Source organism: Shouchella oshimensis (genome assembly GCF_002019765.1).
GTDB lineage: Bacteria > Bacillota > Bacilli > Bacillales > Bacillaceae_D > Shouchella > Shouchella oshimensis.
This window is the reverse complement of sequence record NZ_KV917380.1, coordinates 154,818-170,248: the sequence shown is the minus strand read 5'-3', so window position 1 is coordinate 170,248 and position 15,431 is coordinate 154,818. Positions and strand designations below refer to the sequence as shown.

Annotated in this window: 6 protein-coding genes and 1 pseudogene; 3 read left to right on the top strand and 4 right to left on the bottom strand. The window is 37.7% G+C overall.

The annotated features are described in order from the left end of the window. The 3 genes from mmuM to BK583_RS00805 form a co-directional block, all read right to left on the bottom strand. A complete protein-coding gene (gene mmuM, locus BK583_RS00815; protein WP_055736093.1) occupies positions 1–939 on the bottom strand; it encodes a homocysteine S-methyltransferase in 939 nt (312 codons plus the stop codon). Between the two features lie 205 nt (positions 940–1,144). Next, positions 1,145–1,729 (bottom strand): class D sortase, encoded by a 585-nt coding sequence (locus BK583_RS00810; RefSeq protein ID WP_055736092.1) that lies wholly within the window; start codon positions 1,727–1,729, stop codon positions 1,145–1,147. A gap of 62 nt (positions 1,730–1,791) precedes the next feature. After that, positions 1,792–9,558 carry a CLIPPER-2 domain-containing protein gene (locus BK583_RS00805; protein ID WP_055736091.1) on the bottom strand — a complete coding sequence of 2,589 codons (7,767 nt, stop codon included), beginning with the start codon at positions 9,556–9,558 and terminating at the stop codon, positions 1,792–1,794. A 509-nt stretch (positions 9,559–10,067) separates the two neighbouring features. Between BK583_RS00805 and BK583_RS00800 the strand changes: the two genes are divergently transcribed. Further along, positions 10,068–12,179: an alpha-amylase family glycosyl hydrolase gene (locus BK583_RS00800; protein WP_055736090.1), complete on the top strand. Its 2,112-nt coding sequence runs from the start codon at positions 10,068–10,070 to the stop codon at positions 12,177–12,179. A 623-nt stretch (positions 12,180–12,802) separates the two neighbouring features. Here BK583_RS00800 and BK583_RS00795 read toward each other — a convergent pair. After that, a complete protein-coding gene (locus BK583_RS00795; protein WP_055736089.1) occupies positions 12,803–13,672 on the bottom strand; it encodes a LysR family transcriptional regulator in 870 nt (289 codons plus the stop codon). Between the two features lie 102 nt (positions 13,673–13,774). On the opposite strand from BK583_RS00795, the pseudogene BK583_RS00790 reads away from it, so the two are divergent. Together BK583_RS00790 and BK583_RS00785 are read left to right on the top strand one after the other, a co-directional pair. Then, positions 13,775–14,930 (top strand): annotated as a pseudogene (locus BK583_RS00790) (MFS transporter). A gap of 159 nt (positions 14,931–15,089) precedes the next feature. Beyond that, on the top strand, positions 15,090–15,389 hold the full coding sequence (locus BK583_RS00785; RefSeq protein WP_055736088.1) for a hypothetical protein: 300 nt from the start codon (positions 15,090–15,092) through the stop codon (positions 15,387–15,389). The last annotated feature ends 42 nt before the right edge of the window (positions 15,390–15,431 follow it).

Genomic DNA, 15,431 nt, shown 5'->3' with positions numbered 1-15,431 from the left:
TTAGCTCTGACGCGCCCAATCGGCAATCGCTTCAATATCTTCAGGCTTTGTCCTACAACAACCACCTATTACCCTAGCTCCTGCTTCATACCAGCTTTTTGCACTAGTAGAGAATGATTGACTTGGCATAACTTCGTTCCACTGCTTACTCGATGCATCATAGACTTCACCTGAATTCGGATAAACAATGATCGGTTTGGCCGTTTCATTCTTTATTTCATGTATCAGTGAATGAATAAAAGCCGGGGCGGAACAGTTTATACCAATTGCTGCTACTTGCTCCTCTTTTGCTAACCATTGTGCACAATCTGCTATTCTTTCTCCACTACTAATATGAACTCCGTCTTGTGCACTAAAACTAACCCACGCATAAATGTGTGGAAATTCCTTTAATACCCTTATGAGAGCCTTCGCTTCTTTCAGACATGGAATCGTCTCACAAGCTAAAATTTCAGCACCAGCTTCAATGAACATACGAATCCGCTCTCTGTGAAACGAAACTAATTGATCTTCGCTTACTTGATAATCACCTCGATATTCAGAGCCATCTGCTAAATACGCACCGTAAGGACCTACTGATGCAGCCACTATAGGTTTAGGTCTTCCATACCGATTATCTTCATCGCTCCAAAAGTCATCACGGGCTTTAACCGCAATGTGAACAGATTCTTTAAGTAAACGAATTGCCTCAACTTCACTTAAGCCCCTATCCTTATACCCCTCTACTGTAGCTTGATAGCTAGCGGTAATGGCACAATCTGCACCCGCAGCAAAGTAATTTGTATGTACTTGCTTAATTAAAGTAGGCTCCTCCATTAACACTTTTGCGGACCATAATGGATCGTTTAAATGACACCCGTGGGTTTCAAGTTCCGTCGCCAAAGCACCATCTAAAATCATCATTGGAAAGTCAGTTAGAATTTTCTCGATTGGATTCATGTGATATCCTTCCTTTCTCATTAGATTGTTCTTGAAACTGGTTGTTGAACTATCTTAGTCCGAGTGTAAAATCCTTGTATTGTTCAAGAAGTGGTCTTCTGAAACGCCTTTCCTGTTTGATTATCTGAAGTAGAGATGACGTTATTAATATTCCTATTACTAATAGAGGTTTGTTTGTTACCCTCATGCTCTTTTAAAATGATGCTCATAGTGGATCAGCATAAACAAAATATCGTTCTTCAGGTCTTGTGAGTGAAAAAAACGGGTAACAAGTCATCAACACAAGCGTTTCTTTATCTTTATCTCCTACACGCCAGGTCTCCGATTCATGACCAATTTCAGCATAGTCAACTTTATAATCATATTGACCATATGGAGTACTAACCGTAATGACATCACCTTTTAAAACATTACCAACATTTAAAAAAGCAGAGTCATTATGACCCGCCAAAAAAACCTGTTCTCCGTCTCCAGGAAATCCTGTTGTAGGATCATGCCCTACTCCATGACGAAGGTGTTCTAGTTCCGAACCATGTACAATTGGCATCGATAAATCAATAGATGGAATTTCAATTTTGCCATATGTTTGCCCTAATTCAGTTGAAAAATCAGTTCTTTTCATTAATAACTTTTCATTTAATGTTGAACTATAACCAAATTTAGCTAGGTAATCTTCGGTAGCCTCTATTTGATAATTACTTCCATAATAAAAATCCAGTAACAAATATCCGACATAGAGAAGGCAGCTTAATCCTAAAATTAAAAACCCATTTCCAATCCAGCGAATCATACAAAACACTCCTAAAAAGAGTATGAAAGAATGCCACTTAGATAGTCTAAGTGGCATGTACATTATACCGTATTCCTTTTTCTCTTTCTATTTATCTGATGAATAGCAATACCAATTGCAAGTAATACAAGACCTGCTAGCGCAATAACATATAGATTATTCGCTGTTTGTACTAACGTATCATTTCCATCTGGCTTGTCGCTCCCCGTTTCTTGAGAAGGTGTAGGCCCTTTCGGGTACTCACTATCTTTAATTCCTTCCTCTGGGGTTTTTGGGTTGTTTGTTTCACCATTAATCGGGTCAGTTGGACTTGGTTTTTCATCCACTTGAATTGAATCTACATCGTCGTCTTTTACTATCTTTCCGTCTGGAGTGTGCCCCACTACATAGGCAATATTGTCTAGAGTTCTATGATTTAAGTCAGCTTCTGTTACCACATAAATGACAGACCCAGTCGTTGTCTCTCCTGGTGCAAGCGTTGTTTTTTCAAGCTCAATCTCCCCACCAAGCATTGGATCATTCACATTTACATCTGTTAATGTCACATTTCCTGTGTTTTCAACAGTGAATGTATAAGTAACTTCGTCACCAGCTTGACTAATCGTTTCTTTATCACTCGTTTTTGTTAATACGATGCTTCCATTTGGATCTTCATAAATCGTGACCTCGTCTTTGTCTGTTACACGTTCGCCAAGGTTTGACTCACCCACAATCGTTGCTTCATTGTACACTTCACCACGATCGATATCCTCTTGGGTAATCGTGTAAATGGCTTCAGCAACTAGAACGCTTCCTGGTTCAAGGGTTATGGAATCTGCATTCTCGATTACTTCTCCATTGATAGTCAAGTATTGAATAGTGCTCAGGTTTTTCAGCTCATCCGTTAGCAACACATCAAACAACGTCACATTCCCTACGTTTTGTGCAGTGAATGTGTAAACGATGTCTTCACCTACCACTAAATTATCACGATCTGCCGCTTTGATTAAGCCAATCGCTGGCGTTTGTTTCGTCGGAACAGTGTCTTCGCCTTCATTTTCGACTGGAGATCCATCCGGACCATTTCCTTTCACTGTTGCGATGTTTACGATGCTTTCATTATTCAAGTCTTCTTGCTTGACTGTATAGCTAGCGATTCCATTTGTTTTTTCACCCGGTGCTAAAGTTGTTGCTTCAAGCTCGATCGCTCCACCAAGCATTGGATCGTCCACGCTTACATTCGCTATCGTCACATTTCCCGTGTTCTCCACTTCAAATGTGTACATAACAACGTCACCAACTGCTTGTACGATTTCGAGATCACTTGTTTTAGTAAGTAAGAGATCTGGCGCCAACGCTTGTTCAATGGCTACGTCATCTTCGTCACTTACTTCTTCATTTGAAGGTGATAAGCCGATAACGGTAGCTTCATTGTACACTTCCCCACGATCAACATCGGCTTGGGTAATGGTGTAGGTGGCCGTTGCGAGTAGAACATCTCCTGGCGCAAGTGTTAAGAATTCTGCATGTTCAAGTACTTCTCCATTAAAGGAAACGTACTTAATATCACTCAGATTTTTTAATTCATCTGTCAAAATGACATTAGTCAAGGTTACATTTCCTGTATTTTCAACAGTAAATGTATAATTGATGTCTTCTCCAACCACTAAATTATCACGATTTGCTTCTTTTGATAGAGTAATGGAAGGGTTTTGTTCAACAGGAACAACGTCTTCGTCTTCATCTTCTACAGTATTCCCTCCAGGTGTTGTACCAATGGTGGTAGCATTATTTACTACCTCACCATGATTTACATCAGTTTGGGTAACCTTATATACTGCGGTACCAAGTGTCTTCTCTCCTGGCGCAAGCTTCGTATTTTCAAGCTCAATTACCCCACCTAGCATTGGATCCGTTACTTGTACATCTTCTAACGTTACATTACCAGTATTTTCAACTTCAAATGTATACGTCATTTCAGTACCAGCTTCATTCACAAAATCAAGGTCACTTGATTTTATTAATTTAATTTCTGGTTCTGGATCCTGAGCAACAGTCACTTCATCTTCATCTGTCACTTCTTCATTCAAAGAGGATTTCCCTACCGCTTTTGCAGTATTTAGTAATTCCCCACGATCAACATCGGCTTGAGTAATTGTGTAAGTAGCTAATGCTTCTAGTACGTCACCTGGTTGAAGCGTTATAGGAGCGTTTCCAATAATGATCGTGCCATTAATCAATGTATAGCGAATGTTACTTATGTTTTCAAGCTCATCTATAATTGACAGATCACTCAATGTCACATTCCCAACATTTTCCACCTTGAAAGAATAGACAATTCTTTCTCCTGCTACAAGATTATCGCGATCCGCTGTTTTTGTAAGCTCGATTGCTGGCGATTGTTCTGTTAGAACAGTGTCCCCGTCTTCATTTTCTAATGGAGTTCCATCTGGACTTTCTCCTGTCACTGTTGCGATGTTTACAATGCTTCCCCTATTTAAGTCTTCTTGTGTCACTATATAGCTAGCCATTCCAATTGTTTTTTCTCCTGGCGCTAGCGTTGTTGATTCAAGTTTAACCGGTTCACCAAGCATTGGATCATCAACGCTTACATTCGTTAACGTCACATTTCCTTCATTCTGCACTTCAAATGTGTACGTAATGACTTGACCAACCGCTTTTACTATGTCAAGATCACTTGTCTTTGTAAGTGAGAGACCTGGGGCTAATGCTTCTTCAACAGTTACGTCGTCTTTATCACTAACTTCTTCATTTGAAGGAGATAGGCCTATAACGATTGCTTCGTTGTGTACTTCACCACGATCGACATCTGCTTGAGTAATCGTATAGATTGCCGTCGCCATAAGAACATCTCCTGGCGTAAGCGAAAGAGACTCTAGGTTTTCAAATGCTTCTCCATTAATGGATACATACTTAATATCACTAAGGTTTTCTAGTTCATCCGTTAAAACAACATCAGTCAACGTTACATTTCCTGTATTTTCAACAATGAATGTATACTCGATATCTTCTCCAACCACTAAATTGTCTCGATTGGCTTCTTTTAATAAATGGATGGCTGGGTTCTGTTCAACTGGAGTAACATTATCATCAGTATCTTTTACAATAGCTCCATCAGGTGTTTCCCCTGTTGCAGCTGCTACATTTGTTAAAATCCCATTATCTATATTGGCTTGAGTTACCACATAAACGGCCTTACCTGTCGTTACTTCTCCTGGAGCTAGCACAGTCGTCTCAAGTTCAATCACTCCACCAAGCATTGGATCGTCCACGCTCACATCTGTTAGCGTCACATTCCCTGTGTTTTCAACAGTAAAGGTATAAATAACTTCGTCAGCAGCCTGGCTAATGGTTTCCTTATCACTTGCCTTAGTTAATGTAATGCTTCCATTTGGATCTTCATAAATCGTAACCTCATCCGTGTCTATTACACGCTCACCAAGGTTTGACTCACCCTTAACTGTTGCTTCATTGTACACTTCACCACGATCGACGTCCGCTTGCGTAATCGTGTAAGTCGCTTCTGCAACCAATACGCTTCCTGGTTCAAGGGTAATAGAATCTGTATCCTCAATCACTTCTCCATTAATGGTTAAATATTGGATCTCACTCAGGTTTTTCAGCTCATCCGTAAAGGACACATCAAACAGCGTCACATTCCCTGTGTTTTGTGCAGTAAAGGTATAAACGACCTCTTCGCCTGCGACTAAATCATTACGATCTGAAGCTTTAATTAAGCCAATCGACGGCGATTGTTCTGTTGAAACAATATCTTCGTCTTCATTTTCAATTGGAGATCCATCTGGACTTTCTCCTGTCACTGTTGCAATGTTTACGACGCTCTCATTGTTTAAATCTTCTTGCGTCACAATATAGCTAGACGTTCCAATTGTTTTTTCTCCTGGTGCTAGCGTTGTAGATTCAAGTTCAATGGCTCCACCAAGCATTGGATCATCCACACTAACATCCGTTATCGTCACATTTCCCGTATTTTCCACTTCGAATGAGTAAATAATTTCGTCACCGACTTGGTTCACAGATTCGACGTCACTTGTTTTTATAAGGGTTAATAACGGATTCATTCGTTCATTTTCTTTCTCTATTTTCGTAATAGTTGTTTGTTCTTCTTCTATTGAAAAGTATAGAGGTTCATCGTCTAATATATATGACGTAGGTGCCTCTATTTCAACAAACCGATAATTACCTTCCTCCAGATCCTCAATCAATAAAGTCCCTGCATCATTCGTAACAAACCCACTACCTACTTCTATCCACTGTCCGTCAACATCACGCTCCAATTTAAAGGTAGCGCCGCCTAATAAATTTTTCGTATCCGTATCAAGTTTCGTCAGTTCAACATGACGTGTAATCTTTTCATTCGCTATTGTCACGGTATTCATTCCGTTAATGTGTACGGGTTGAGTATCTGTAATTCCTACAACATAACCGTCTGGAGCGTTATCTTCACGAAGCTCATAATTACCATATAACAAGCGATTGAATGTCACTTCTCCATCATTATTAGTTTGTTGAGTACTAATAACTATCCCAGAATCGGCATCCCTCAATGAAAACGTTGCACCCTCAAGCGTTTCATTGGTATGAGCGTCTACTTTAATGACAGTTAGAGCGCCCAACTCACCTGAACCTTCTCCAACACCTTGGGTTCGTGCTACTCTAACTGATCTAGTAGAACTCCATTGATTCTCTTCAATCATTTCACCATTAAATGAAACGTCGTTTGATATCGTCTCTCCCACCATTGCTTGTATAAATGACCGGTACTCTAGTACATAAGGGCGATCAATTTCATCGTTGAATGTTAGCTCAAATCCTTTTTCTTTGAATTCAAGATTATAATCTTCACCTAGCACCAAAGGATCGCCTTTAGTAATGTGGCCATTAGCTTCTACCGTTGTTTCATAGAGAACAAACGAATCTTCTAATAACAATTGGTTCTCTGTTAACTGATCAACGACTCGCGCATTTTCCACCTTTGCTTGAGCGTAGTTAACCCCAATTTGCCAATTGATAAATCGACCACTTTGTTGGCCATGTTTGTTTGTATAACTTCCTCCGTTCGGAACAGAAACAGATGCTTTTAGTTCAAACGCATCTTCCCCGCTATCAGAGAAAACCGCCTCATTAACATAATTTGCTTGAATAAAGCTTAATCCATTTAAGCTTGTTTTGTAAGTCACTAAATATGCTGTATCAATTGGGTCATTAAATGTGATTGTAAATTGATTTGACTCAACATCTTCATTTGAAACAAGCTCAATCTTATACTTATCCGAATCAACAAGCGATCCTTTTTCAAACGCATTTTCTCCACTATTAAGAGTCATTTCATAGATTTGAATTGTATCACTAAGTAACTGTTGATTTCCTAGAATTGTATCTTCAATAATTAGTTGGTTAATAGGTTTAAGGTTGTAGTTAACCCCAATATTCCACGTAATTTCTTTATCGATCGCGTTGTAAGAACCACCTTTAAATCCATTTGCTCTCGTATAAGAGCCAGGTGTAAATTGGTCGGTGACTACTTGCTCCTGTTGGTTATCAGAGTCACCTGGAACCGTCCATAACAACTGCGCTTCATTTTCGAAATACGTCAGTTTTTTGTTTTCCCGCTGTTCATAATCAAATTCAGTCTTATACGTAATCAGCACTTCTTCTTCAATGGTACGCAAAAATTCTATATTAAATTGTTCTTGGTTCTCAAAATCATTTGGTTCATTTGTGTTAAAGCGATAATCTTCATCCACTTTCCATGTTTGACCACCTGATGTTATTAATAGTGATTCAAAATCCAGTTTTAATCCACTATTAGTAAACACATCGTTTAAACTAACATTTTCCATCTCAAATCCGTCAGTATTAAAGCGGACCTGCCAGTCGACTGTTTTTTCTTTATAATTGACATTACCGTGTGATTTTGAAAGCACGTATTGGCCAATTTCTTGCCTATCCCCAGCACTTCGATCAACTGTTGTTACCGTATTAGAAATCGTTTGTTCCTTATGGACACGATCTTTCGCCTCTGTCTTATATGTTATTTTATAAGCGGCGTCAATGTCCTGTAAAAACTCTAATCGAAATCCGCTTTCATCTGATGATGGTTTCAAATCAAAATCATCAACCTCATCTTCTCCTATTTCATTACCGTTTTCATCAATTGTGATGCGCTTCACTACTACTGATTCAGTAATAATGCGATGAGTGTCTGTAAATGAATCTTCAATAAACGCATATTCTTGCGCAATACTTCGTTCGTCGTAATTGTATTGAACTTCCCATTCAATTGTTTGACTTGGTCCATCGTACTGAACAACACGTTTATCAAGTGGCGTCCCGCGACCAACACCAACAGATGCTGACGCGTGTCCAACCTCTGTTCCACTCGACAATAACAGTGCTTTATTTTCAAACGTCGCTTTTTCATCGTCAGTTAACGTTGTCGTGAAGACGAGACGATAAGCTCTATTAATCTCTTCATTAAACTCAATTGAAAAATTTGGATCGCCAGAAATGGTGTACTCACTAGACGGTACTTCTTTCCCTAAAGAAGATGTTCCATTAAATTGCATATCTAGATAGTACAACTTGATAGATCCATCCACAAAGCTTTGGCCTTCTTGAATTGGATCGCTCAAAACTGCTTGTGCGACAGTGTCTAACGATTTATTAAAATCGACTGTCCAATCAATTGTTTCCGCATTATAAACTCTATTTGGTTCCCCTCGTTTTTCAATTGATTGTCCAGATGGCCTAAAATCTATTGGAATGGTCATTGAGTCTTTCCCCTCAATTGGTGTGACCGTAATGGTTTTTCCTTCCTCTATAATGAGGTCCTCACGAAATTCAGTCCATAAACCAACCGTTCCGTTGATGTTTGAATACTCTTCAATGAAAGAAGTAAATTCAATCGTTGCTTCTCCTGCTTTGTTAACAGAAAAGTAACCAATGATATCTCCCTCGAAACGCATTTCTAATCGATCAACTTCATCGTACACATGAAACTGTTCAGGGATCATAAACTCAAACATTGCGCCTTCTGTATAGCCATGACCATTTGGCAATGCCCACGTATAGTTAATACGAATATCTGCGTTTAATCCAGGGGTATCTATTTTATTACCGCCTTCGTCTTCGAACCAAATATCATAACCAGTAAGAATGTTTTCATTAATGGTTGTATTAACTAATGTCATAACTTGTGTCTCTTCTGTTGCCTCATCTTCGACATTATTTTCCACTTCTGTTTCTTCTTCTACAATCTCTGTTTCTTCTTTTGCTTTTTCTTTTACATTATCTTCTTCTTCTATTTCTTCTTCTACAATAGCTGTTTCTTCTTCTAAATCTTCAAAAACAATTCTAAAGTCCTGTGAACCGTTAGTATGTGTAAACACTAGATTAATAGAATTAGTATCTGTAAGCACTTCTTGGTTCCATCTTGCAGGGACACTAATGGCACCATTCAATTCTTTCGAACCTTCAGTAAGCAGTATCTTAAGTTGACTGTCACTAATTTCATATGTTCCGATTTCTTCTTGATTCTCATTCAGAAGAATTTCATTTAAATGATCAGTTCCAATTTCTTTGGGAATTGAAATATTAATTTCATCAACTCCACTATATTTGAACCCAATGTTCAAATAAAAATTATCTTCTTTACTGACTATCCCCTCACCATACGTTTTTCCATTTTCATCTTGTAAGAAGACACCAATTTGATTTTCATCGCCTTCAATTGCCATCGCGACATTTGTTCCAATTGGTTGGAAAATAAAAACAAAAACAAGCAGCCACACAAGAATTTTTTTCAATTTTTTTCCTCCTTTTATACGATAATTGAATCGTCATTATTCAAATTATGTAAAAAAATAGAGAATGATGACGCATTCACTTTTATCATATATTAGAAAGAAAAAAAGAGCTATTTTTAACTACAGGTAAAATAACTTATTTATATTCATAGATAACTTTTAATATTTAGTCTGTGTTTCTATGAACAGAGAGTATTAAAAGCTCGTCATGTTGCTCTTCGGGCTTTTTGGTTCATTCCACATCATTTTTCTTACAACAATAAGCAACTGTCGCGGCTTCAGTGATTGATCAACCAGTGCTACATAAATTGTATTAAACGTATTTTTAGTCCTAACGACCTATTTACGAACACAGTGTCCATAAGATATTAATAAATGAACAGCATATTTTCACCAATTTAAGGGCAATGCTTTTGGTTTTTTACAAACAACCCCGTCTTTTATTTTAAAAGGCGGGGTTGTTTTGTTTTATATACGTTTTATCACAATTTGTTGAAGGAGGAATAGAGTTGAACGATTTAAATGATTTTTTGAAAACGATTTCATTAAGCTTTATCTTTTTCTTGCTTCTTTCTTTACCTACTGTTGCGGAGGCTGACGTAACAAACAAAGTCAATTACTCAAAAGATGTGATTTACCAGGTTGTTACCGATCGATTCTCTGACGGGAATCCTGGCAACAATCCTTCAGGCGCTATCTTTAGTCAAAACTGTATAGATCTCCATAAGTATTGTGGTGGGGACTGGCAAGGGATTATAGACAAAATCAATGACGGTTACTTAACTGATTTAGGCATTACGGCACTATGGATTTCTCAGCCAGTCGAAAACGTTTATGCCCTACACCCAAGCGGCTATACCTCCTACCATGGATATTGGGCTCGAGATTACAAAAAGACAAACCCTTACTATGGGAATTTTGATGACTTTGATCGTTTAATGAGTACCGCACATAGCAATGGGATAAAGGTAATCATGGATTTCACGCCAAATCATTCATCACCGGCACTTGAAACGAACCCTAACTATGTTGAAAATGGGGCGATATATGATAATGGCACATTATTAGGTAACTATTCAAATGATCAACAAAACCTCTTTCACCACAATGGCGGAACAGATTTCTCTTCATATGAAGATAGCATTTACAGAAACTTATATGATCTGGCAGACTATGATTTAAACAACACAGTCATGGATCAATATTTAAAAGAGTCGATTAAGTTCTGGTTAGATAAAGGGATTGATGGCATTCGCGTAGATGCCGTTAAGCATATGTCAGAAGGGTGGCAAACCTCTTTAATGAGCGATATCTATTCGCATAAACCTGTTTTCACATTTGGAGAATGGTTTTTAGGATCAGGAGAAGTTGATCCCCAAAACCATCACTTCGCTAATGAAAGTGGTATGAGTTTATTAGATTTCCAATTCGGTCAAACCATTCGTAACGTCTTAAAAGATCGCACAAGCAACTGGTATGATTTTAATGAAATGATTACCAGTACAGAAAAAGAATATAACGAGGTCATTGATCAAGTAACCTTTATTGATAATCACGACATGAGTCGTTTTTCGGTAGGATCATCTTCAAACCGTCAGACAGATATGGCCCTAGCTGTCTTGCTTACTTCTCGTGGTGTACCAACAATTTACTACGGGACAGAGCAGTATATAACAGGTGGCAACGACCCTGAAAATCGCAAACCATTGAAAACATTTGATCGGTCTACCAACTCCTATCAAATCATCAGTAAACTTGCTTCACTACGCCAAACAAATTCCGCCTTAGGCTATGGCACTACAACTGAACGTTGGCTGAACGAAGACATTTATATTTATGAAAGAACGTTTGGCAATAGTATTGTATTAACTGCTGTAAATAGCAGTAATAGTAACCAGACGATCACTAATTTAAACACCTCTTTACCTCAAGGGAACTATACAGATGAACTACAGCAACGTTTAGATGGAAACACGATTACTGTTAACGCCAATGGCGCCGTAAATTCCTTTCAATTACGAGCAAATAGCGTAGCGGTTTGGCAAGTAAGCAACCCCTCTACGTCTCCTCTAATCGGCCAAGTAGGTCCTATGATGGGTAAGGCCGGGAATACCATAACAGTAAGCGGTGAAGGATTTGGTGATGAGAGAGGAAGCGTTCTCTTTGATTCAACCTCTTCTGAAATTATTTCTTGGTCAAATACAGAAATAAGCGCAAAGGTGCCTAATGTAGCAGGCGGTTATTATGATCTATCCGTCGTAACTGCAGCAAACATAAAAAGCCCTACTTACAAAGAGTTTGAAATATTGTCAGGCAATCAAGTCAGTGTCCGCTTTGGTGTTAACAATGCCACAACGAGCCCAGGAACCAATTTATATATCGTTGGGAATGTGAGCGAGCTGGGGAATTGGGATGCTGATAAAGCAATTGGACCTATGTTTAACCAAGTGATGTACCAATACCCAACGTGGTACTATGATATTAGCGTTCCTGCCGGAAAAAACCTTGAATACAAATACATTAAAAAAGATCAGAACGGTAACGTTGTCTGGCAAAGTGGCAATAATCGAACCTATACGTCACCTACTACCGGAACAGATACGGTTATGATTAATTGGTAACGAAAGAGTAGATACAACCCCATTTTCAATTGTAGAAAATGGGGTTGATTGATAGAGAAAATCCTATAATACGTTCCTTTCTAATCAAACCATTTTATTGAGTTGCGTAGATGTTGATAAAAAGTTCATTTTGCCAAAACCAATTGAAGGAAAATAATAGTACGTTACAATAATAAGTAGCAATTAGAGACTCTCATAAAAGAGGCTGGGACATAACGAAAAGTAGTACTTGAAAAGACGAATAGTCTAAACTATGCTGAGTAGCACCGCTACAGGAGAATCCTTCGCTTTCCGGGGACACGGCCTCAGCCTCCTCCGTGGAAAACCGCCACTTCAGAGTCTTCAGACACGTGCTGATCCCCCAGGAGTCTTGGATTCTCCTTCCGTTAATGTTCATATAAAATAAACGACGAACGTTCCTATTTTCAGGAATGTTCGTCATTTTGGTCTGTCTATCTATTTTTGTCCCAGCCTCTTTTAAAGATTGTTATTAACTAATAATGGTTCAATTATGCAATAAAGATCGCACGTTCATTCTTACTAGATTTTATAAATAGTTAATGATTAAATGCAAATTATATAGTTAGCCGAATCAGATTGCTAATACTTCAAGGTATAGTTACTTAGTTAAAAACACCTTTTGCTACCTGAAGAAATTCTTTTACAGCAGGAGAAGCATTCACTATAGATTGACAAGCAAGTGCTACTTCACGACAGTTTTCTATGTTCAACTTACTTATTTTTATGTTTTGCTGCGTCTTCAAAAATAACTCTGGACCAATAGTCACTCCGAGTCCTTCTTGCACCATGTTGGCAATCATTGTACAATCGTGCACTTCAAAACGAATAGAAGGCCTCAAATCCGCTTCATGGAATAACTCATTCACATGTGATTGATACATTCCAGTAGGCATAATAAACGGTTCATCAATTAAATCTTCCATACTAACTATTTCTTTAGAATGAAATCTGTGCTTTGTATGATATGCCACTACCATATTATCCTTTATCAAAGGAATTAAATCAAAATTGGACTCTACTTTTCTTTTCACAACAAAACCGATATCAACAATCCCCGACTTTAGCCACTCTGTAATTTCTTCATAACTTCCTTCAAAAAATTTAAATTCTATTTTGGGGTGTTTCTTTTGAAATGTTGCTAGCAATTTGGGTAACAGACAAGAAGAGGCACTTGCAAATGTACCGATACGAATGACTCCAACTTCTAAATTAGTCGCTAACGTAATTTCTTGATTGATGCTTTCCATTCTTTTAAGTACTTCTCTAATGTGTGGTAAAACTTTTTGACCTATTTCTGTAAGTGATATTCCTTTTTTACGATCTCGAATCAGTATAGAAACTCCTAATTCAGCTTCTAAACTAGCGACAGCATGACTTACTGCCGATTGGGTCATATTTAATTTTTCAGCTGTTGCGGTAAAGCTTCCTAACTCCACTACATTTGTAATTATTTCAAAACGAACAATACTCATGAGTGATTACTCATCTCCATTATTAAAAACATCAATTTTACTTATGTTAACACAGCTCTTAAAATAAAAACAATGTTTGAAATTTGAAGGAGACAAAGAAAAATGAACACTAAATTAAGTCAGCTTACTATTATTTTCTTGGCTTTAGGAGCTTTTGTAACAGGTACATCAGAGTTTGTTGTTTCTGGAATATTAGAATTAATCTCCCTTGAAATGGGTGTTTCAGTTTCTATTGCCGGTCAGCTAATTACAATTTATTCTCTATCCTATGCTTTTGGTGCATTATTTTTGGTCATGTTAACTTCTACATTTGATCGTAAGAAAATACTTTTATATGCCATCTTTACTTTTATAGTTGGGAATTTTATCGCGTTTTTAAGCCATAATTTTATCATGCTACTGTTATCTAGGATTATTATGGGCATGAGTGGAGGACTTTATATTGTTGTCGCAACAAATTATGCTGCACAATTGGCATCCCCTAAAAGAAAGGGTAGCGCTATAGCAACAGTTATTACAGGCTTCACTGTTTCATTAGTTCTTGGAGTACCAATCGGAACATTTTTAGCCGGCTATTTTGATTGGCATTATATCTTTTTTATTATTGCATTTGGTACAATTCTCTTATTAATGGGGCTGTATAAACTATTACCATCAATAAAAGGAAATCAAGCTTTATCATTAAAACAACAAGTAAAGATTATTAAAGATAGGCGAGTCCTAACTGGTTTAATGACAACTATAACGTGGATTTTAGGCTATACACTAGTATTTGCATATGTTGCTCCTTTGTTAAGTAGCACTGCCAATCTTTCAATAGAAATGACAAGTATTGCATTATTTGTATTAGGCACATTTGCAATTATTGGCTCGCGCTTTGGAGGATACGCAGTGGATAGATGGGGGCCAAATCACACAATAACGGTTAGTCTAATTGTTCATATCATTGCTTTATTTATATTGACATGTACGCAGCACTCTACCATAGGCGTATTTATTACATTTGCAGTTTGGGGGATAGCAACCTGGACAACAACACCAGCAAAACAATATTATTTAGTGTCACTAAAACCACAGTCCTCTGAGACAGTTTTGAGTTTTAATACAGCATTAATGAATATCGGAATGATGATGGGCCCTGCACTTGGTGGCGTTATTATTACGTATTGCAGGGCTATTTGTTTTTACTTCCCTTATTTTTATTAAGTACTCATTCTATCTAGATAAAAACATAACAAATAAACCCACAACTAGTTAAAGGGAATCTTTTGTTATGAATACAAATGGTTCTCATTCGTATTCACCTGAAACCTTGTAGTTAGTATAGAATAAGGAGGATTCAGTTTTAATTTAAACACCTAATCATCCTGACGTTTCAAAAGGGGAGACAGAATGATAATAACTGAAGTGATAAAAATTGATTGAATGGAAAATCTGTCTTGTTTGTGGCTATAAAGGACTTGAAGAACCACCTTATGATGCGCTAGGAAATAGTAGCTTTGAAATTTGTAGTTGTTGTGGGTTTCAGTTCGGTCTAGATGATGAAGATAGGGATTATAGCAAAGAGGAACTATATAAAAGTTATCGTGAGGACTGGATTAAAGATGGATCTAAACCTTTTTCCGAATCCTTCCCAAACCATTTAATTGATTTAAATGGTTCTTTAAAAACCCCTGTCCTCCATGAACAACTTAAAAACCTCGAAATGATCCCATGAAATTAAGCGTTCAATTCCGTTAAAGCACAACAGAATACATTT

Excerpts from the sequence above, each read along its gene's own strand:
- BK583_RS00795 (WP_055736089.1), bottom strand. The coding sequence starts at position 13,672 with ATGAGTATTGTTCGTTTTGAAATAATTACAAATGTAGTGGAGTTAGGA.
- BK583_RS00810 (WP_055736092.1), bottom strand. The coding sequence starts at position 1,729 with ATGATTCGCTGGATTGGAAATGGGTTTTTAATTTTAGGATTAAGCTGC.
- mmuM (WP_055736093.1), bottom strand. The coding sequence starts at position 939 with ATGAATCCAATCGAGAAAATTCTAACTGACTTTCCAATGATGATTTTA.